General features: G+C 64.4%; 22 protein-coding genes. 13 read left to right on the top strand and 9 right to left on the bottom strand.

Annotated elements, in window-relative coordinates; translation table 11 throughout:
- The 8 genes from AC6H0W_RS03105 to AC6H0W_RS03140 all read right to left on the bottom strand — a co-directional run bounded on the left by AC6H0W_RS03105 (window position 1) and on the right by AC6H0W_RS03140 (window position 7,897).
- Complete coding sequence (locus AC6H0W_RS03105) at window positions 1–1,437, bottom strand: ABC transporter substrate-binding protein (RefSeq protein WP_497575652.1); 1,437 nt, start codon at window positions 1,435–1,437, stop codon at window positions 1–3.
- Between the two features lie 91 nt (window positions 1,438–1,528).
- Window positions 1,529–1,864: a ferredoxin FdxA gene (gene fdxA, locus AC6H0W_RS03110; protein WP_497575653.1), complete on the bottom strand. Its 336-nt coding sequence runs from the start codon at window positions 1,862–1,864 to the stop codon at window positions 1,529–1,531.
- A gap of 9 nt (window positions 1,865–1,873) precedes the next feature.
- Window positions 1,874–2,821 carry a HEAT repeat domain-containing protein gene (locus tag AC6H0W_RS03115; protein ID WP_497575654.1) on the bottom strand — a complete coding sequence of 316 codons (948 nt, stop codon included), beginning with the start codon at window positions 2,819–2,821 and terminating at the stop codon, window positions 1,874–1,876.
- A 10-nt stretch (window positions 2,822–2,831) separates the two neighbouring features.
- On the bottom strand, window positions 2,832–3,065 hold the full coding sequence (locus AC6H0W_RS03120; protein WP_497575655.1) for a 4Fe-4S dicluster domain-containing protein: 234 nt from the start codon (window positions 3,063–3,065) through the stop codon (window positions 2,832–2,834).
- 27 nt (window positions 3,066–3,092) lie between these two features.
- Window positions 3,093–4,823, bottom strand: a complete 1,731-nt coding sequence (locus tag AC6H0W_RS03125; protein ID WP_497575656.1) for a fumarate reductase/succinate dehydrogenase flavoprotein subunit — start codon at window positions 4,821–4,823, stop codon at window positions 3,093–3,095.
- 92 nt (window positions 4,824–4,915) lie between these two features.
- A complete protein-coding gene (locus AC6H0W_RS03130) occupies window positions 4,916–5,695 on the bottom strand; it encodes a GntR family transcriptional regulator (RefSeq protein WP_497575657.1) in 780 nt (259 codons plus the stop codon).
- Window positions 5,696–5,906: 211 nt separating this feature from the next.
- Window positions 5,907–6,677: a TSUP family transporter gene (locus tag AC6H0W_RS03135; protein WP_497575658.1), complete on the bottom strand. Its 771-nt coding sequence runs from the start codon at window positions 6,675–6,677 to the stop codon at window positions 5,907–5,909.
- A gap of 218 nt (window positions 6,678–6,895) precedes the next feature.
- Window positions 6,896–7,897 carry a YeiH family protein gene (locus AC6H0W_RS03140; RefSeq protein ID WP_497575659.1) on the bottom strand — a complete coding sequence of 334 codons (1,002 nt, stop codon included), beginning with the start codon at window positions 7,895–7,897 and terminating at the stop codon, window positions 6,896–6,898.
- 99 nt (window positions 7,898–7,996) lie between these two features.
- Between AC6H0W_RS03140 and AC6H0W_RS03145 the strand changes: the two genes are divergently transcribed.
- The 7 genes from AC6H0W_RS03145 to AC6H0W_RS03175 all read left to right on the top strand — a co-directional run bounded on the left by AC6H0W_RS03145 (window position 7,997) and on the right by AC6H0W_RS03175 (window position 14,299).
- Complete coding sequence (locus tag AC6H0W_RS03145; RefSeq protein WP_497575660.1) at window positions 7,997–8,887, top strand: LysR family transcriptional regulator; 891 nt, start codon at window positions 7,997–7,999, stop codon at window positions 8,885–8,887.
- A 3-nt stretch (window positions 8,888–8,890) separates the two neighbouring features.
- The gene (locus AC6H0W_RS03150) at window positions 8,891–9,514 is read left to right on the top strand and encodes a pyridoxamine 5'-phosphate oxidase family protein (RefSeq protein WP_497575661.1); all 624 of its coding nucleotides are present in this window, start codon (window positions 8,891–8,893) and stop codon (window positions 9,512–9,514) included.
- Window positions 9,515–9,586: 72 nt separating this feature from the next.
- A complete protein-coding gene (locus AC6H0W_RS03155; protein WP_497575662.1) occupies window positions 9,587–9,877 on the top strand; it encodes a hypothetical protein in 291 nt (96 codons plus the stop codon).
- Window positions 9,878–10,115: 238 nt separating this feature from the next.
- Window positions 10,116–12,029 carry a tRNA uridine-5-carboxymethylaminomethyl(34) synthesis enzyme MnmG gene (mnmG, locus tag AC6H0W_RS03160; RefSeq protein WP_497575663.1) on the top strand — a complete coding sequence of 638 codons (1,914 nt, stop codon included), beginning with the start codon at window positions 10,116–10,118 and terminating at the stop codon, window positions 12,027–12,029.
- Window positions 12,026–12,652, top strand: a complete 627-nt coding sequence (gene rsmG / locus AC6H0W_RS03165; protein WP_497575664.1) for a 16S rRNA (guanine(527)-N(7))-methyltransferase RsmG — start codon at window positions 12,026–12,028, stop codon at window positions 12,650–12,652. The genes mnmG and rsmG overlap by 4 nt, the downstream gene beginning before the upstream one ends.
- Complete coding sequence (locus tag AC6H0W_RS03170; RefSeq protein WP_497575665.1) at window positions 12,652–13,422, top strand: ParA family protein; 771 nt, start codon at window positions 12,652–12,654, stop codon at window positions 13,420–13,422. The genes rsmG and AC6H0W_RS03170 overlap by 1 nt, the downstream gene beginning before the upstream one ends.
- Before the next feature lie 31 nt (window positions 13,423–13,453).
- A complete protein-coding gene (locus AC6H0W_RS03175) occupies window positions 13,454–14,299 on the top strand; it encodes a ParB/RepB/Spo0J family partition protein (RefSeq protein WP_497575666.1) in 846 nt (281 codons plus the stop codon).
- Between the two features lie 5 nt (window positions 14,300–14,304).
- Here the strand turns inward: AC6H0W_RS03175 and AC6H0W_RS03180 are convergent, their stop codons facing one another.
- The gene (locus tag AC6H0W_RS03180; protein ID WP_497575667.1) at window positions 14,305–15,627 is read right to left on the bottom strand and encodes an MFS transporter; all 1,323 of its coding nucleotides are present in this window, start codon (window positions 15,625–15,627) and stop codon (window positions 14,305–14,307) included.
- 219 nt (window positions 15,628–15,846) lie between these two features.
- On the opposite strand from AC6H0W_RS03180, the gene AC6H0W_RS03185 reads away from it, so the two are divergent.
- The 6 genes from AC6H0W_RS03185 to atpA are packed head-to-tail and all read left to right on the top strand — an operon-like array spanning window position 15,847 to window position 19,940.
- Window positions 15,847–16,188 (top strand): ATP synthase subunit I, encoded by a 342-nt coding sequence (locus tag AC6H0W_RS03185; RefSeq protein ID WP_497575668.1) that lies wholly within the window; start codon window positions 15,847–15,849, stop codon window positions 16,186–16,188.
- A 2-nt stretch (window positions 16,189–16,190) separates the two neighbouring features.
- On the top strand, window positions 16,191–17,045 hold the full coding sequence (gene atpB, locus AC6H0W_RS03190) for a F0F1 ATP synthase subunit A (RefSeq protein WP_497575669.1): 855 nt from the start codon (window positions 16,191–16,193) through the stop codon (window positions 17,043–17,045).
- A gap of 47 nt (window positions 17,046–17,092) precedes the next feature.
- Complete coding sequence (atpE, locus tag AC6H0W_RS03195) at window positions 17,093–17,338, top strand: F0F1 ATP synthase subunit C (protein WP_497575670.1); 246 nt, start codon at window positions 17,093–17,095, stop codon at window positions 17,336–17,338.
- 36 nt (window positions 17,339–17,374) lie between these two features.
- A complete protein-coding gene (locus AC6H0W_RS03200; protein WP_497575671.1) occupies window positions 17,375–17,848 on the top strand; it encodes a F0F1 ATP synthase subunit B in 474 nt (157 codons plus the stop codon).
- Window positions 17,849–17,851: 3 nt separating this feature from the next.
- Window positions 17,852–18,388: a F0F1 ATP synthase subunit delta gene (locus tag AC6H0W_RS03205; protein ID WP_497575672.1), complete on the top strand. Its 537-nt coding sequence runs from the start codon at window positions 17,852–17,854 to the stop codon at window positions 18,386–18,388.
- Window positions 18,389–18,401: 13 nt separating this feature from the next.
- Window positions 18,402–19,940, top strand: a complete 1,539-nt coding sequence (gene atpA / locus AC6H0W_RS03210) for a F0F1 ATP synthase subunit alpha (RefSeq protein WP_497575673.1) — start codon at window positions 18,402–18,404, stop codon at window positions 19,938–19,940.
- Window positions 19,941–19,947: the final 7 nt, after the last annotated feature.

The raw sequence follows: 19,947 nt of genomic DNA on the forward strand, positions 1-19,947 counted from the left end.
TCAGCCTCCGGCCTTCGCCGCCGCCAGCGCTTCTTCGTAGCTCGCCAGCTTGCCGCCGTTCTTGGCGGCGTGGGCTTCGGCATCCTTCTTCAGCAGGAAGGGCACGATCTCGTCGCCTTTCACCGAGTAAAACGCCTTATCGGCAAACAGCTTGATCTCGAGCGCTTCGTCGAAAACGTAGGCCACGCCGACTTTCTTGCCGTCGCTGCCGGCCTTTTTGACAGCGGCCAGCGTGCAGGCCACCGACTTGTAGGCGCTTACGCCGTCTCCGGAAATCCAGACCTCGCCGCCTTTGCGTGGTGCCTCGATGGCGCCACCGCAAAGGGGGTCGGTGCCCGCAATCTCGTAGTTCTCGAAGCTCGCCTTGCGCTGGTCGTAGTCCATGCCCATCTCGGAAAAGGCCTTGCGGATGTAGCTCTCGTCGGCCCAGGCGTCGGCGTCGAACTCTTTCACGCGGCCCATGCGCTCGAGCACACCGTGGTTGTATTTGGTGGCCTCGATCCATTTCGGCTTGATGGTGGCGTCAAGCGTGTGGATGCCGCCCGGTCCGAGGAAGATGTAAGCCACCTCTTTCTCGATGCGTGTCCATTCCTCGATCTTGGCAGCGGCCGCGACCGGGTCTCTCTGCACCCAGGCGTTGGCTTCGAGCAGCGCCTTCAGGTAGGCGACGACGACCTCCGGGTATTCCTTGGCGAAGTCTTCGCGCACCACCACGCCGTGGAAGGTCGGCTGGTTGGTTTCCACGCCGTCGAACACCTTGCGCGCGAAACCGCGGTAGGGCAGAAGCTCGGCGAAGGGCACGAAATCGGCGTGCGCGTCGATGCGTTTTTCTTGCAGGCTGGAGGTGCCCACTTCCGGACTCTGGCTGGAGAGCTGGAAATCGTCGGCCGTCCAGCCGTGATCTTCCAGTGCCTTGAGCAGCATGCCGTGCGCGGCGGAGCCGAAGGGCACCGACACCTTCTTGCCCTTGAGGTCGGACAGCTCGTAGTACGGCGAGTCCTCATGCACCACCACGCCGTTGCCGGCACCGTCGGCGTTGTAGGCGATGAGCGCGATGAGGCGGCTCCTGGTCTCGCGCGAATGCTGGAAGGTGGCGCCATTCACCAGCAGCGGGTAGTCGCCCATCATGCCGATCTGCAGCGTGTTGGCGACCATGCCGTTGGTCACCGGCGGGCCGGAGGTGAAGTTCTGCCACTCCAGCTTGAACTGGATGTCCTTGTACTTGCCGTCTTTCGGCAGGTGCTTCTCGAGCAGGCCGAGCTGCTGGATGACGATGCCGCCAGTGACGGTGTTGGTGGTGGTGTTCTGCGTGCCGATGCCGATGGTCACGACCTTCTGCGCGAAGGCCGGCAGGGCACAGCCGGCGATGGCGATGGCCATGGCGAAGTGCCGCAGTCGTGAGCGAACGGGGGTTTCCGACTTCCTTGCTGACTTCATGATGTGCATCCTTTTCCGTTGGGGTTTGGGCTTTCGGGATGACTCGGGTGCTGCTGATGCCTGCGTGATCGCCTTTTTGGGGCGGGCCGCGTCAGGCGGTTTCTCCGGATTCGAGGTACTGTCGCTTGTCTTTCACCTCGGCCCACTCCTCGGCATCGGGCAGGGGCTCCTGCTGCTCCTCGATGAGCGGCCATTCGAGGCTGAGGCGGGCGTTGATCTCGATGAAATCCTGCTGGTCGTCCGGCACGTCGGCTTCGGCGTAGATGGCGCCGATCGGGCACTCCGGCACGCACAGCCCGCAGTCGATGCATACCTCGGGGTTGATGACCAGAAAGTTGGGGCCTTCGTGGAAGCACTCGACCGGACAGACGGCGACACAGTCGGTGTATTTGCAGCGCACGCAGGCTTCGGTAACGACGAATGTCATGACATCACCTCACTTGGCGGTGACCGCGATGGCGGTCAGCGCAAGCCGCGAGAGCTTGCGCACATCCGGGTCGGAATCGTTGGCGGCAGCCTCCAGCGCGGGCACGGCGCGCGGGTCGGCGATTTCGCCGAGCGCGATGGCCGATTCCTTGCGCAGGTTGCTGATCGAGTGGCCGAGCGACTCGATGAGCGCTGGCACACCGGCCTCGGCCTTGAGCCAGCCCAGGCTGCGTGCGGCTTTCACGCGCACTTGCCAGTACTCGTCGGCCATCACGCGCACCAGCTCGGGGATGGCGATGGCCAGGCGCAGCTTGCCCAGGGTTTGAGCGGCTTCCTCGCGCACCATCCACGAGGTGTCGGCCAGCGCGCGGGTGAGCGAGGGCATCACGCTGACGGCGCTGGAGTAGCCCATCGCGCCGATGGCGATGCGGCGTACTTCGGGGTCGGCATCGCGTGCGGCCACTTCGGCTAGCGCGCCCACGGCTTCGTCACGACGCAGGTAGCCAAGCACGCCGACGGCTTCGCGGCGCACGCTGGCATCGACGTCGTGCAATGCCGTCATGGCCGGCTCAAAGGCTTCCGGCACGCGCAGGGCACGCACCGCGCGCAGCGCCAGCATGCGCACTTCGGCGTCTGCGTGGCCGAGCAGCGGAATCAGCGGCGGGGCCGAGTCGGCTTCTTTCCACTCGGCCATCACTTCGCCGGCGGCGGCACGCACGTCGGCATCGGCGTCGAGCAGCATGGGCGCCAGCGCGGTGACCACTTCCGGCTCTTCGTAACCTTCCAGCGCGCGGATGGCTTCGGTGCGCACCGAGGCGTCGTTGTCGGCCAGGCGCGGCAGCAGCAGCGGCACGATGTCGTCTTCGTCGGAATACGGCAGGTCGATCACCGCCAGCCGGCGCACTTCAGCGTCGGCGTGGGTGAGGCGCTCTGCGATGGAGAGGGCGAGTATGTCCATGGTCGTCCTCTCAGCGCAGCAGGTAGGGGATGTCGACCTTCACCGCGCCGGTGGGGCAGTCGGTCTCGCACGGCAGGCAGTACCAGCATTCATCGAACTGCATGAAGGCCTTCTTCCTGACCAGATCGATGGCGAGCACGTCGAGCGGACAGACGTCGACGCATACGGTGCAGCCCTTCTCGGCGATGCATTTGCCTTCGTCGACCGAGACCGGGGTCTGCGTGATGGTGGTTGCGAGTGTCATTTCGGTTTCCTCTGTCGCGGGGTGGGGTCAGGCGGCCTGCGGCGTCGGGGCGACGCGCAGACGTTCGTAGGCGGAGCGTTCTTCCTCGTCGATCTGCACGACGTAGGGCTCGATCGCCTTCTTGCGCATGGCCATCTCGCCGTTGTCGCCCTTGCTCAGCAGTGCGTGGCAGAACCAGTTGTCGTCGTCGCGCTGCGGGTGGTCGAGGTTGAGGTGGTACAGGCCCCAGCGGCTCTCGGTGCGGAACAGCGAGGCGCGTGCCGCCATCTCGGCGCAGTCGATGATCGAGTGTGCTTCCATCGCGCGCATCAGCTCGTGCGGGTTGGCCGCGTGCATGACTTCGGCGTCCTCGCGGATCTCGTCGAAGCGGCGCAGCGCGATCTCGTACTTGCGCGTGATCTTGGGCGGCTGCAGGTAGTCGTTCACCAGGCGGCGCGTCTTGTATTCGATCTGGAACGGCGTCAGGCCGTCGCTGCGCAGCAGCGGTGCCTCGATGCGTGCGGCTTCCTTCGCCACCGCGTCTTCGTTGAGTGCGCCTTCACCGGTGCCGCTGCAGTATTCGGCGGCGTTGATGCCGCACAGCCGCCCATACACGAAGGCGCCGAGCATGTAGTTGTGCGGCACGCTGGCGCAGTCGCCGGCGGCGTACAGGCCTTTCACCGAGGTCTCGCCGCGCGCGTTGATGTGGATGCCCGAGGCGCTGTGGCCGCTGCAGAATCCGATCTCGGAGATGTGCATCTCGATCATCTGCTTGCGGTAGTCGTTGCCGCGCTTCTCGTGGAAGCGGCCGCGGCTGGGGCGCTCGTTGGTGTGCAGGATGTGCTCGATCTCGCCGATGGTCTCTTCGGCAAGGTGGTCGAGCTTGAGAAACACCGGGCCGTTGCCGCTCTGCAGTTCGTTGTAGAACTCGAGCATCATCTGGCCGCTCCAGTAATCGCACTCGATGAAGCGCTCGCCCTTGGCGTTGGAGGTGAAGCCGCCGAAGGGGCCGGTCACGTAGGCACAGGCCGGGCCGTTGTAATCCTTGATCAGCGGGTTGATCTGGAAGCACTCGAGGTTCGCGAGGTCAGCGCCGGCGTGGTACGCCATGGCGTGGCCGTCACCGCAGTTGGTGGGGTTCTCGTAGGTGCCCATCAGATAGCCCGAGGCCGGCAGGCCGATGCGCCCGGCGGCGCCGGTGCTGATCACCGCCGCCTTGCAGCGGATGACATACAAATCGGCGGTGCGGCAGTCGAAGCCCATCACGCCGGTGACTTCACCGTTGGCGCCGGTGAGCACGCGGGTGACCACCACGCGGTTGGTGATCTCGACGCGGTGGCGTTTGAGCTGGCGGTACAGGATGCGCTTCATGTGGTGGCCTTCCGGCATCGGCAGCACGTAGCTGCCGAGGTGGTGCACCTTGCGCACGGCATAGTCGCCGGTTTCATCCTTCTCGAACTTCACGCCCCAGCGGTCGAGCTCGTTGATCATGTCGAAGCTGCCGGTGGCGTAGGCCATCACCGCCTCCTGGTCCACGATGCCGTCGTTGGCGATGGTGATCTCCTTGACGTACTGCTCGGGCGTGGCGTGGCCGGGGATGACGGCGTTGTTGAGGCCGTCCATGCCCATCGAGATCGCGCCGCTGCGTTTGACGTTGGCCTTGTCGATGAGCAGCACGCGCAGCTTGGGGTCGCGCTCCTTGGCCTTGACTGCGGCCATCGGGCCGCCCGTGCCGCCGCCGATGACGACGAGGTCGAATTCCAGATCGATACGTTTCATGACTTCTCCTTCAGGGTTGCGGCGCCCGGCAGTCTGGCGGGCGAGGTGTCGTGCGGGAACCAAGGCTTTGTGCTTTGCATATCTGCAGTCGCTCAGCTTCGGTCGATGCGCAGGCGGTACTGGAAGGCGTCACCGCGGTAGTACAGAAACTCGAAATCGATGGGCACGTCGCCGGCCCAGGTCATGCGCTCGATGCGCAGCAGCGGCGAGGCTTCTTCCACGTCGAGATGGCGGGCCAGCGACTCGTCGGCGGCAATCGCCTCGATCTGCACGTCGGCGTGCGTCAGGTTGTGGCCGAGGTCGTTTTCGAGGATGGCGAAGATGTCGCGGGTGGCGAGGTCTTCCTGCGCCAGCCGGCGGCCGAGTTCGAGCGGGAAGTACGAGACATCCACCGAGATCGGCTCGCGGTTGAGGTAACGCAGGCGCTGGATCTCGAACACGGTGGTGCCCGGCTTGACGTGCAGGCGCTGCGCCACCACCAGGCTGGCATCCACCTCGCGGGAGGAAAGCAGCATGGAGTAGGTCTCGTAGCCCGAGGGCGTCATGGCCTCGCCGAAGCCCTGCAGGCGAGACAGGTTCTGAAAGGCCTTGGGCTTGGCGACGAAGCTGCCCTTGCCCATCACCTTGAAGATCAGCCCCTCTTTCTGCAGGTCGCCCAGCGCCTGGCGGATGGTGATGCGACTGACGCTGAAGCTCGCCATCATCTGGCTCTCCGAAGGCATCTGCGAATGCGGTGCGTAGCTGCCATCCAGGATGCGGCGGCGCAGGATTTCGCGAATCTGCGCATGCAGCGGCACCGGTGAAAGCGGCGCGATGAGATCACTGCCTGCGGGTGCATTCGGTGCGACGACAAGCTTGCCTTGTGGGGCCATGAGTACGTTCCCGTTAAAACCTGTTATGACGAGTTCTATCTAGCAAAGACGGTGCCAGTTATGGCGCGATGCAGCACGTCTATTGAGTTCATTGTTTACAAACGAAAATATTGACTTATGAAAGTCAGTCGAAAGACGAGTGGAAAAAATTGCTGCACTGCGGATGTGCGCTGCACTGCGCCGATGCGCGCTTCGTGTGCATCGCCGGCGCTCAGTTCTGTGGCCACGCGGCCAGTGCGCCCGAGGTGAACAGCAGCACCAGCACCAGCGGGCGGAAGAGACGTTTGTTCATGCGTCCGAACACGCCCGCGCCCAGCAGACACCCCGCGTGGAACAGTGGCGCCAGCAGCAAGCCGAGCAACAGCAAGGGCAGCGTCAGCACGCCGAGCAGTGCCAGCACCGCAAAGGCCATCGGATACAGGCAGGCGAAATACACGATGAAATTGGCGCGGATGCGCACCGGGTCCCGCTCCACCCCCAGCACATACAGAATGGCTGGCGGCCCGCCGATGCCCCCGAAGGCGGTCATCACGCCGCTCAGCACACCCACCCCCAGCGAGGCCGCAGAACTGGCGCGGCGCGGAAAGCGCAGCCCCGCAAGCAAGGCAAAGGCACTGACGATCACCGATACGCCCACCAGCGTGCGAAAAGCCTGTGCCGGCAGCAGGCTGATCAACCAGATGCCGGCCGGCAGCCCGAGCATGGCGGCCAGTAACATCGGCCGCAGCACGCTGCCATCCGCCGTCCAGATGGCGCGGCGTGACAGCGTCGGCCCCAGCGGCAGCGCGCACAGCACGGTCACCAGCGCCAGTGTTTCGTGGGGCGAGAGCACGCGTGCGAGCAAGGGCGCCATGGCCAGCGCCGCGCCGAATCCGGTCAGCCCGCGCAGCACGCCACCCAGCGCGGCCGCCAAAGAGATCACCAGCCAGGTCCAGGCATCGAGCGCCGCAAAGGCGTGTGAAACGGCCGACAGTTCGAACATTGGAATCCTCCCGCAGACGGTCGGCGGCCCGCAGCAGGGCGCCACCTGTCATGACAGGTTTATTCGAGCAAGGAATGCGCCACGTTGCGCGTGGGTCGGAATACATGGTGGATCTCGCTAGTGGCGGGCGATGCGCGGCGTGGCCGCGCGACACGTGCCGGTCGGAGCGCCCCGCTGGCGTGCGTGCAATGGAAGGCGAGCACTGCTGCGGGGCATAGTCATGGCGCCAGCCACATGATCAGCAGCAGGCTGCCGAGCAGCAGATGCACCCACAGCGCGGCGGCCAGCAGCCATACCCGCGCACCGGCACGGCGCACATCGCCGAAGCGCGTGTTGGCGCCCAGTGCCGCCAGCCCGATGGCCAGCAGCGCCTGCGCGGCAAAGGCGCCGGCTTGATGCACGGCCGGCGGCAGCACGCTACTGGCATTCAAGGCGATGGCGGCGATGAAGCCCCACATGAACGGCGGCACACACAGCCCGCGGCGCCCGTCACGGCGCCCCGCATACAGCGCAACGCCCACCACGGCCGGGGCCAGCAGCATCACGCGCAGCATTTTTTCGACGAGGGCGGTGGAAGTGGCCTGCTCGCCGATGGCCGCAGCGGCGGCCACGACATGGCCCAGTTCATGTACAGACAGGCCGATCCACAAGCCGAAGCCGGCCTCGGACAGCCAGTTCAGCGGATACAGCAGCGGCAGCAGCACCATGCCCAGCGTGCCGAAGACCACGATGGCTGCTATGGCTGCGGCGACGTGTTGGGCAGGTGCTTCAAGCACTGAATCGGTGGCGGCAATGGCGGCCGCCCCGCAGATCGCGCTGCCCGAGCCGAGCAGCAGCGCGAGGTCACGATGAATGCCGAGCAGGCGCCCGCCAATTACGGCCAGCGTGAGCGTCGAGGCCACGATCAGCAGGGCCATCAGCGGCCCGCTCCAGCCCACCGAAGCCAGCGCGTCGGCGCCCACGTGCAGACCGTACAGCGCAATGCCCCAGCGCATCAGCCGACCGCGCGCCACTGCAATGCCGGCCGCGCCGCGCAGCGGCAGCGTCGGCCACAGATTGCCCACCGCAATGCCCAGTGCCAGTGCCAGCGGCAACCAGCCCAGCCCGCTGGCGGCCATACCGGGCAGGCCGGCCAGCACTGCGGCGGCCAGACTGATGGCAAGGCTGCCGACGAGCCCGAGGCGGACTCCATGCTGCGGCAGGGTGGCGTTTATGCTCATTGGCGCATATTGATATGACTGAAAGTTCAATCACGATAGGCGCCTCGTTTGCATGCACAAATATGATGTAAGTTACGTGCGCATTACCTGAGGTTATGTATGAACCTGAATCTGTTGCGCGTCTATGTGGCGGTGGTCGAGGCGCAAGGCTTCTCGCGCGCGGCCGAAGCGCTCGACATCAGCCAGCCCGCCACGTCCAAGGCCGTGCGCGAGCTGGAGAACCAGCTCGACACCGTGTTGCTGGAGCGCCAGGGGCGCTCGTTCACGCTCACCGAGCCGGGCCGCATGCTTTACGACTACGGGCGCAGCATCTTCGCGCTCGAACGCGAGGCCGACGAGGCCATTCGCTCGTTCGGCGCGCTCGACCGCGGCCAGCTCACCATCGGCGCCAGCACCACCATCGCCACCTACTGGCTGCCGCCGTATGTGGCGAAATTCCACGAGCGCTACCCCGGCATCGCGCTGCGCGTGGTCAGCGCCAACACCGCCCACATCGTGGAAGACCTGCTCGAATGCGGCATCGACGTGGCGCTGGTCGAAGGGCCGGTGCCCGATGCGCGTTTCGAGACGCGGCCGTGGCGCGAGGAAGAGATGGTGGTGATCGCATCGCGCGAGCACCCGCTACCGGACGACGACGTGATCGCCCCGGCCGCGCTCGCCGAACAACTCTGGATCGTGCGCGAACAAGGCTCGGGCAGCCGCGAGGCGACCGATTCCATCCTCGCCGGCCTGGGCATCACCGCGCCGCGCATCATCGAAGTCGGCAGCAACGAGGCCATCGTGCAGACCGTGGCGGCTGGCGGCGGGCTGGGTCTGGTGCCGCGCATCTGCGCGCGCGATCAACTGGCGCTCGGGCGCGTGCGCCGCATCCTGCCGCAAAAGGGCATGCTGCAACGCCAGCTCTACCGCATGCGCTTGCCGCAGCGCCCGGTGAGCCACGCCGCCGTGGCCTTCGAAGCCTTGTTGATGGAACCGGTGACCGGACGCTGAGCCATGACCGCCGACCCGCACATCCTCACCACCGCCGCCGAGCTCGACGCACTGTTCGGCGACGCCGCCGCGCCCTCGTTGAACAAGGAAATCGACTACATCCACCCGCTGTACCGGCAGATGATCGAAGCCTCCCCCTTCGTGGTGCTGGCCACCTCGGGGCCGGACGGGCTGGACGTGTCCCCGCGCGGCGACCCGGCCGGCTTCGTCGCAGTGGAGGACGAACGCACGCTACTGCTGCCCGAACGCCGCGGCAACAACCGCGTGGACAGCCTGCGCAATCTAGTCGGGGACCCGCGCATCTCGCTGCTCTTCCTCATCCCCGGCGTGGGCGAGACGCTGCGCGTGAATGGTCAGGCGCGCATCTCGGTGGAGCCGGCGCTGCTCGAGCGCTTCGCCGTAGCGGGTAAGCCGCCGCGTTGCGTGCTGGTGATCAAGGTCGAGCGCATCTACTTCCAGTGCGCCCGCGCCATGCTGCGCTCCGGCTTGTGGGGCCCGCCCGACCCCGAGGTGAAGTCCCGCGTGCCCAGCGCCGGCTGCATTCACGCAGCGCTGACCGGCCCGTCGGTGGACGCCGAGGCCTACGACCGCGCCCAGCCGCAGCGTATGCGCGACAGCTTGTACTGAGGCAAGGAACTTGCCGAGTCTCCACGCGTCGGACGTACAATTGCATCCATTGCCCGCCATGAGGTTTGCAGTATGAAAACCCAGCCGAAACAAATCGATCTGCGCAAACGCCGCCTGAAGCTGCTGAATCACTTCTTCCTGCTCACGGCGGTGATGTTCGTGGTGTACCAGAACGTGCTGCGCCCCGCGCCGCCGCCTGTTGAAGTGCCCATCGCGGCCCAGGCCATCCAGTTCCAGCCGCAGACGCCGCCGCCGGGCATCGATCCTGAAGACGCCGGGGGCGAAGAGATCGACCTGTCGGTGCGTCCGGAAGAGCGCCTGTATTCGCCGCGTGTCGAGCGCGTTGCGCCGATCCGCGAATAAGCGGGGTACCTCTCGGTTTTGCCAGACAGCCGGCCAAGCGCCGGCTGTTTTGCTTTCGGCCCGGCCCGTTGGTGGTCGTGTCGAGCGCTTGGAAACGCTCCACCTTGTTTCCCGCGCGAATCGGGTTGCGATGCAAGTAACTGTTTGAACATGATTTTCGCTAGGGCGAGCCTAGGCTTTTGCACGCTGCAAGCGTAGAATCGCGCGCTTCGCCGAATTCAACGCGCCGGGGTGCGCCATGCGATATCCAGAGTCTTTCGATGTGATTGTTGTTGGGGGTGGCCATGCCGGCACCGAGGCCGCGCTTGCGTCTGCGCGCATGGGCGCCAGGACGCTGCTGCTCACGCACAACATCGAAACGTTGGGGCAGATGAGCTGCAATCCCTCCATCGGCGGCATCGGCAAGGGCCATCTGGTCAAGGAAGTGGACGCCCTCGGCGGCGCCATGGCCGAAGCCACCGACGAAGGCGGCATCCAGTTCCGCATCCTCAACGCCTCCAAGGGCCCCGCCGTTCGCGCCACCCGCGCGCAGGCCGACCGCGTGCTGTACAAGGCGGCGATCCGCCGCCGGCTGGAAAACCAGCCCAATCTGACGCTGTTCCAGCAGGCCGTGGACGACATCACGGTGGAAGGTGAGCGCGTTACTGGCGTGGTGACGCAGATCGGCCTGCGTTTCGAGGCCCGCGCAGTGGTGCTGACCGCCGGCACCTTCTTGAACGGCCTGATCCACGTCGGTCTGCAGAACCACGTCGGTGGCCGAGCGGGTGACCCGCCGGCCATCTCGCTGGGCCAGCGCCTGAAGGAAATGCAGCTGCCGCAAGGGCGCCTCAAGACCGGCACGCCGCCGCGGCTCGACGCGCGTAGCATCGACTTCGCGGTGATGCAGGAGCAGCCCGGTGACGATCCGGTGCCGGTATTCAGCTTCTTGGGTAATGCTGCTCAGCATCCGCGCCAATTGCCGTGCTGGATCACGCACACCAACGAGCGCACGCACCAGATCATCGCCGCCAACCTCGACCGCTCGCCGATGTATTCCGGCGTGATCGAGGGCGTCGGCCCGCGCTACTGCCCCTCCATCGAAGACAAGATCCACCGCTTCGCCGACAAGGACAGCCACAACGTCTTTCTCGAGCCCGAAGGCTTGGATACGCACGAGATCTACCCCAACGGGATCTCCACGTCACTGCCCTTCGATGTGCAGCTGGCGGTGGTGCGCTCGATCCACGGCATGGAGAACGCGCACATCCTGCGCCCCGGCTACGCCATCGAGTACGACTACTTCGACCCGCGCAACCTCAAGTCCAGCCTGGAAACCAAGAGCTTCAACGGCCTGTTCTTCGCCGGCCAGATCAACGGCACTACAGGTTACGAAGAGGCCGCCGCGCAGGGTCTGCTGGCCGGCGCCAACGCCGCGCTGCAGGTGCAGGGCCGCGAGGCTTGGTGCCCGCGCCGCGACGAGGCCTATCTGGGCGTGCTGGTGGACGACCTGATCACGCGCGGTGTGTCCGAGCCCTACCGCATGTTTACTTCGCGCGCCGAGTACCGCCTGCAGCTGCGCGAAGACAACGCTGACCTGCGCCTGACCGAGAAGGGCCGCGAGCTGGGTCTGGTGAGCGACGCGCGTTGGGATGCCTTCTGCCGCAAACGTGACGCCATCGAGCGCGAAACCGCGCGTTTGAAGGCCGCTTGGGCGCATCCTGCGAGCATCCCTGCTGCCGACGCCGAGCGTGTGCTCGGCAAGGCGCTGGAACGCGAATACCGTTTTTTCGAACTGCTGCGCCGCCCCGAAGCCACCTACGCCGGCCTGATGACGCTGCCGAGCGCACCGGAAGCCGTCGACATCGACCCGGCGGTGGTCGAGCAGGTCGAGATCGCCGCCAAGTACCAGGGCTACATCGATCGCCAGCAAGACGAAGTGGCGCGCCAACTGCAGGCCGAATCCAGGCGGTTGCCGGCCGATATCGACTATTCCACCGTGCGCGGCCTGTCCAAGGAAGTGCAGCAGAAGCTTACCCAGCACCGCCCTGAAACCATTGGGCAGGCGGGTCGCATCCAGGGCGTGACGCCGGCGGCGGTTTCGCTGCTGCTGGTATGGCTCAAGCGCAACGACTTGCAGCAAGCGGCCGATTCGGCACAGCAAAAGAGCGCATGAGCGAGTCCGCCCTGCTCGACCGCGGCCTCGCGGAACTCGGATTCGATCTGCCCCCTGAGGCGCGCACGCGGCTGTTGGCCTTCGCTGCGCTGCTCGGCAAATGGAACCGCGTCTACAACCTTACGGCCATCCGCTCGCCCGAGCAGGCCATCACTCACCATCTGCTCGATTCGCTGGTGGTGCTGCCGCATCTGGCGGGCGTTGCGCGCTTGGCCGACATCGGCTCCGGCGGCGGGCTGCCGGGCATTCCGCTGGCCATCGCGCGGCCGGACCTGGCGATCACTTCGGTCGAGACGGTGGGCAAGAAATCCAGCTTCCAGCAGCAGGCGCGCATCGAGCTGCAGCTTGGCAACTTCACGCCGGTGCACGCCCGTGTGGAGGATGTGACGCCGGATGCGCCGTTCGACGCAGTGATTTCACGCGCCTTTTCCGATATTGCCGATTTCGTGCAACTCACCCGTCATCTGCTCGGCGCGGGCGGGCGTTTCCTGGCGATGAAAGGCGTGTATCCTCGGGACGAACTCGCGTCCTTGCCTGCGGGCGTGCGCCTCGTTGAAAGCGTGCCGTTGACGGTGCCGGGGCTGGACGCGGAACGGCATCTGATCATCCTGGAACGGGACTGATGGCAAGAATCTTCTGCGTCGCCAACCAGAAAGGTGGCGTCGGCAAGACCACCACGTGCGTGAACCTCGCGGCTGCGCTACACGAGGCCGGCCAGCGCACCTTGTTGATCGACCTCGATCCGCAGGGCAATGCGACGATGGGCAGTGGCATCGAAAAGCGCAGCCTCGGCCACTCCATCTACCACGCGCTGGTCGGCATCGCGGCCTTGCCCGAGGTGCGCGTGACCTCGCCCACCGGCGGCTTCGACGTGCTGCCCGCCAACCGCGATCTGGCCGGTGCCGAAGTCGAGATGGTGGATCTTGAACGCCGCGAAACGCGTCTGCGCGATTTGCTGGCGCCCTATCTCGACACCTACGACTTTGTTCTCATCGACTGCCCGCCTTCGCTGTCGATGCTCACGCTCAACGGCTTGTGCACGGCGCACGGCGTGATCATCCCGATGCAGTGCGAGTATTACGCGCTGGAAGGGCTGACCGATCTGGTGAACAGCATCAAGAAGGTGCACGCCAACCTCAACCGCGATCTCAAGATCATCGGCCTGCTGCGCGTCATGTACGATTCCCGCATGACGCTGCAGCAGCAGGTTTCCGACCAGCTCGAAGGGCACTTCGGCGACAAGGTCTTCAAAGCCATCGTGCCGCGTAACGTGCGACTGGCCGAGGCGCCGAGCCACGGCATTCCCGGTGTGCTTTTCGACCGCAGTGCCAAGGGCGCGCAGGCTTACATGGCTTTCGCACAGGAAATGATCGAACGGGTGAAGACGCTGTGAAGCGCTTCCCTGCATATCTCCGGACACACGCATGACCCCACCGAAACCGAAAGGCCTGGGCCGCGGGCTGGATGCCCTGCTGGCGGGTAACCGAGACGAAGAAAAAGGCGAGTTGCAGACGCTGGCCATCGACCGCCTGCAACCCGGCAAGTACCAGCCGCGCACGCGCATGGACCCCGGCTCGCTCGACGAGCTGGCTGCGTCGATCCGTGCCCAGGGGTTGATGCAGCCGATTCTGGTGCGCCCGGTCGGGCCGGACCGCTACGAGATCATCGCTGGCGAGCGGCGCTGGCGCGCTTCGCGTCTGGCCGAGCTGGAATACGTGCCGTGCCTGGTGCGCGAGATTCCCGACGAAGCTGCGCTGGCGATGTCGCTCATCGAGAACATCCAGCGCGAAGACCTCAACCCGCTCGAAGAGGCGGCCGGCATCCAGCGTCTGGTGGATGAATTCGGCATGACGCACCAGCAGGCTGCCGATGCGGTGGGGCGCTCGCGCTCGGCGGCGTCCAATCTGCTGCGCCTGATGAACCTCGCGGCGCAAGTGCAGGAGCTGCTGATGGCGGGCGACATCGACATGGGGCACGCGCGCGCCTTGTTGCCGTTGGATGAGGCCAGCCAGATTCAGGTCGCCAACCAGGTGGCCGCACGCGGCTACTCGGTGCGCGAGACCGAGCAAATGGTGTATCGCCTGCTCAACCCGCGCGCTCAGAAGGCTGCTGCCGCGCTGGATCGTGACCTGCTGCGTCTGCAGGAAGAACTCGCCGATACCCTCGGCGCGACCGTGAAGATTCGCGCCAACCGCAAGGGCGCCGGTGAGCTGTCGATCCGCTTTGGCGACCTCGATCAACTCGACGGCCTGCTCGGCCGCCTGAAATAAGGCTCTCAGTCTTGGTGCCGCGCGGCGGTCACGCCGCGCGCTTCATCGACGCCGGCCAGCGGAATCAGGGCCGCGACGAACAGCACGATGCAGAACAGCACCGCCCCCTGCAGCCCGAGTACAAGCTGCAGCAGGCCCACCCCGACGATCCCGAAGATTGCAGCGAGCTTCGAGAACAAGCCCCAGAAACCGAACAACTCGGCGGCACGCTCTGCCGGTGCGAAGGCGCCGACCAGCGCGCGTCCCACCGACTGGCTCGAACCCAGGCTCAGCCCCGACAGCAGGCCCGCGAACAGGAACACCTGCTCGGTCAGCAGCGCGGTACCCAGCACGGCATTGATCACGTCGGTGATTTCGGCCACGAAGTAGATCGCCAGAATGGCGGCGATCCACAGTAAAAGTGTCATGGCGTAAGTCGGCTTGCCGCCGAGGTGATCCTGCAGCCAGCCGAACACCAGTGCGCCACCCAGCGCGGTGAGCTGCACCACGATGAACATCAGCGTGCGTGTGCTTTCGCTCCAGCCGATGATCTGGGCGCCATAGATGAACGAAAAGGCCACGATCACATACACGCCGGCCATCGCGAACAGGATCGAAATGAACACCCGCCGCAAGTCGGGGTACTGCGCGGCCGTGCGCAGCGTTTCGCGCAGGCGGCCGTAGCCTGCGGCAAGCACGCCGCCGGTCAACGGGCGGCGCGTGCCGATGTCGGGCTCGCGCAGCCACAGGAAGGTGGGAATCGCCGCGGCCAGAAAGAATGCCGCCGCGAATGGCCCGACCCAGCGGATGGTGTCGAAATTCTCGCGGCTCACCTCGCCCAGAAACAGCAGCGCGAAGATGGCTGCCACCAAGCCGCCGGCGTAACCCAGCGCCCAGCCGAAGCCCGAAACCTTGCCAAGCTCGCCGGGGCGGCCGAGAAAGGGCAGGAAGCTGGCAATGAAGGATTCGCCGATCGAATATGCGGCATTGGAGAAAACGATCAGCGCAAAGCCGAGCCAGATCCAGCCGGGTGCCACGAAGTAGAGCATCGCGGTGGTGACGACGGTGGCCACGTAACTGATGAACAGCAGCCGCTTCTTGGCGCGGGCGTGGTCCATGATGGTGCCGAACAGCGGCGCCGTGAGCACCACCAGCAGGTAGGACAACGACAGCGCCAGGCTCCACAACAGGTTGCCGAGCCGATAGTCGGGGGCGTCGCCCACCACCACCCGCGTATATAGATCACCGAAGATCACCGTGATGATCAGCAGCGTATACGCCTGGTTCGCGAAGTCGAACATGCCCCAGCCGAAAATCTCGCGGCGGCCGGCGCGGGAGGTGCGGATCATTCAGTGCTTCCCCGACAAAGCGAAAGCAGCAGTCTGCCGGGCATCCGGGCCGCGTGCAAACACACACGGGCCTTCGGCGGGCATCGATATGGGGGGCGGAACGGGTTTGACTTGATTGAGGTTAACCCCTACCATTGCCCGGATTTTCAGTCGCCGGCACCCGCAAGCGGGGACAAAAAGCCGTCGGCGCCCCCAAGGGGGGGAGAAAAGGCAGCGTCCATGCTGAAAGTCGTTTTTCTGCAGATGTGCGCGACCCTTGTTGCGACGGCCCTGGCGGCCGTTTTTTTCGGGGTTCATGGCGCAGTTTCCGCAGCTCTTGCCGGGCTTGCATGCACGGTGCCGAACGGATTGTTTGCTCTCCGTCTGGCGCTTGTGGCGCGGCGGTTGGGGTCACCCCCGGCCAGCACGTTTCTCGTTGGCGAGCTGATCAAGCTCGCGGCGATCGTAGGATTACTGGTGCTGATTCGTGCCTTGTACGAAGACCTCCATTGGGGTGGGCTCTTTGTCGGCTTGATTCTGGTGCTCAAAGCGAATTTGTTTGGATTTTTGGTGAAGACTTAAAAATGGCCACAGCGTACGAACCGACCGCAAAAGAGTATGTTGTTCATCACCTCACCAACCTGAACCAGACCGGGCATGGGCAAAAGGACATCATCGACTGGACGCTGATCAACCTTGATTCGGTGTTCTGGGCGCTGATGTTGGGCATGCTGACGGTGTTCATTCTGTGGCGTGCCGCGCGCGCTGCCACTTCGGGTGTGCCGGGCCGCTTCCAGGGTTTCATCGAAATGATGGTCGAAATGGTCGACACCCAGGCAAAGGACATCATTCACAGCGCCGAATCGCGCAAGTTCGTGGCACCGATGGCACTCACCGTGTTCGTCTGGATCTTCCTGATGAACTTCATGGATTTGATCCCGGTGGATCTGATCCCGATGGCCTGGGGTCACTCGATGGTTGCGCTGGGCTTTGTCGAGAATGCCGGTGACGCCTACATGCGCGTCGTGCCGACTGCCGACGTTAACGTGCCGGTGGGTCTGGCCATCGCCGTGTTGCTGATGTGCTTCTACTACAACCTCAAGATCAAGGGTGTCGGTGGCTGGATTCACGAGCTGGTTTCGGCTCCGTTCGGCAACCACCCGCTGCTGTGGCCGGTGAACTTCGTCATGCAGATGATCGAGTTCTTCGCCAAAACCGTCTCGCATGGCTTGCGTCTGTTCGGCAACCTGTTTGCCGGCGAGCTGCTCTTCGTCCTGATCGCGCTGCTTGGTGGCACCGCGACCGTGTTCGGCTTCTTCGGACACATCATCGCCGGCTCGATCTGGGCGATCTTCCACGTACTGATCATCGTGCTTCAGGCCTTCATCTTCATGATGCTGACCCTGGTGTATATCGGTCAGGCACACGAAGGTCACTAAACCGTTTTTCTTCTTTTCTTGGTTGTTCTACACATTAGGGAGTTGTCATGGAATTTACTCTGGGTCTCGTCGCGCTGTCCGCTGGTCTGATCGTTGGTCTGGGTGCTATCGGCGCCTGCCTCGGTATCGCCATCATGGGTAGCAAGTACCTCGAAGCATCGGCTCGTCAGCCTGAACTGATGAACGCCCTGCAAACCAAAATGTTCCTGCTGGCTGGTCTGATCGACGCTGCATTCCTGATCGGTGTCGGTATCGCGATGATGTTCGCTTTCGCCAACCCGTTCGTCGCCTAAGTCGTCTGACCTCCAACAAAAAGAGGGCCTAAGACAGTGAATTTGAACGCAACTCTGATCGCCCAGATCATTGTGTTCTTCATCCTCGCGTGGTTCACGATGAAATTCGTGTGGCCGCCGATCATGAAGGCACTTGACGAGCGCGCAGCGAAGATCGCTGACGGGCTGGCAGCTGCGGACAAGGCCAAATCAGATCTGGCGCTGACCGAAAAGAAGGTCGTTGAAGAACTGAAGAAAGCCCGTGAATCCGCCGGCGACGTGCGCGCCGCCGCGGACAAGCAGGCTGCCAAGTTCCTTGAAGATGCCCGTGCTGAAGCCAGCCGCATCGTCGAGGCAGCGCGTGCCGCTGCCGAAACCGAAGCCGCCAACGCCATGCAGCGTGCCAAAGAGCAATTGCGTGATGAGGTCGCTACGCTGGCAGTGTCCGGCGCCGAGCGCATCCTGCGTCGCGAGATTGACGCCAAGGCACACAGCGATCTGCTCGCCAATCTGAAACAGGAACTGCAATAAGTCATGGCCGAGAACCTCACCATCGCGCGCCCCTATGCTGACGCCGCGTTCGAGCAGGCGAAGGGGAGCCAGGCGCTTGGGGCATGGTCGGACGCCCTGGACAGCCTTGCCGCTATCGTTTCCGACGCGACGATCAAGGAGGCCACCCGTAATCCGGCTCTCACGGACGACAAGGTGTACTCCCTGCTGACGGGTGTCGCGGGAGAGGGCCTCTCCGCCGATCAGCAGAACTTCGTTCGCATCCTCATCGAGAACGATCGTCTGCAGGTACTGCCGGAAATCCGCGACCTGTTCGTTGCAAAGAAAAACAAACACGAAGGTGTGCTGGAAGCCGACGTCAGCTCGGCTTTCCCCATCGACGACGCAACGCTGGCCAACCTCAAGAAAGATCTCGAGGCTCATTTCAAGGCCAAGCTGAACGTCTCCGTGCGTCTGGACCCCGAGCTCATCGGTGGTGTCCGGATTGCCGTTGGCGACGACGTCATCGACACCTCGGTTCGCGGCAAGCTCGCGAACATGGCCGCTGCGCTCAAGAACTAGGAGTTATCGCAAAATGCAACTCAACCCCTCTGAAATCAGTGAGCTGATCAAGAGCCGGATCCAGGACCTGCAGCTTGGCGCATCGTCGCGCAGCGAAGGCACCGTGGTTTCGGTTACTGACGGCATCACCCGCATCCACGGTCTCGCCGACGTCATGCAGGGCGAGATGCTGGAGTTCCCGGGCAACACTTTCGGCCTCGCGCTGAACCTCGAGCGCGACTCCGTCGGCGCCGTCATCCTGGGCGACTACGAGCACATCTCCGAAGGCTCCACGGTCAAGGCCACCGGCCGCATCCTGGAAGTGCCGGTCGGTCCGGAACTGCTCGGCCGCGTCGTGAACGCGCTGGGTCAGCCGATCGACGGCAAAGGCCCGATCAACGCCAAGATCACCGACAAGATCGAGAAGGTCGCTCCCGGCGTTATCGCTCGTGAAGGCGTTTCGCAGCCGGTCCAGACCGGTGTGAAAGCCATCGACTCGATGGTGCCGATCGGCCGTGGTCAGCGCGAGTTGATCATTGGTGACCGCCAGACCGGCAAGACCGCTGTTGCCGTCGATGCGATCATCAACCAGAAAGGGCAGAACATGCTCTGCGTCTACGTTGCGATCGGTCAGAAAGCCTCGACCATTGCCAACGTGGTCCGCCAGCTCGAAGAGCACGGCGCTCTGGAATACACCATCATCGTTGCGGCTTCGGCTTCCGAATCTGCCGCCATGCAGTACCTGTCGGCCTACGCCGGCTGCACCATGGGCGAGTACTTCCGTGACCGTGGTCAGGACGCGCTGATCGTTTATGACGATCTGACCAAGCAAGCCTGGGCGTATCGTCAGATCTCCCTGCTGCTGCGCCGTCCGCCGGGCCGCGAAGCCTATCCGGGTGACGTGTTCTACCTGCACTCCCGCCTGCTTGAGCGTGCTGCCCGCGTGAACGCCGACTACGTCGAGAAGTTCACCAACGGTGAAGTCAAAGGCAAGACCGGTTCGCTGACCGCACTGCCGATCATCGAAACGCAGGCAGGCGACGTTTCCGCCTTCGTGCCGACCAACGTGATCTCGATCACCGACGGCCAGATCTTCCTGGAAACCGACCTGTTCAACGCCGGTGTCCGCCCCGCCATCAACGCCGGTATCTCGGTGTCGCGCGTCGGTGGTGCTGCTCAGACCAAAGTGGTCAAGAAGCTCTCCGGCGGTATCCGTACCGACTTGGCGCAGTACCGCGAACTGGCGGCCTTCGCGCAGTTTGCTTCGGATCTGGACGCGGCCACCCGTCGTCAGCTTGAGCGCGGTCGCCGCGTGACCGAACTGATGAAGCAGGCGCAGTTCGCTCCGCTGTCGGTTGCCAAGCTGGGCATCACGCTGTTCGCGATCAACAAGGGTTATTTCGACGATGTCGAAGTGTCCCGCGTGCTCGCCCTCGAGACGGCTCTGCACAAGTACGTTGAAGCTCAGCACCCCGCGCTGTACAGCACCATTCAGGCCAAGGCCGAGCTGGACGCCGACGGTGAGAAGGAACTCGCTGGAGCCATCGAAGCGTTCAAGAAGACCTGGTCCTGAGACCGCT

It is taken from the genome of Pseudazoarcus sp. NS20, assembly GCF_059703745.1.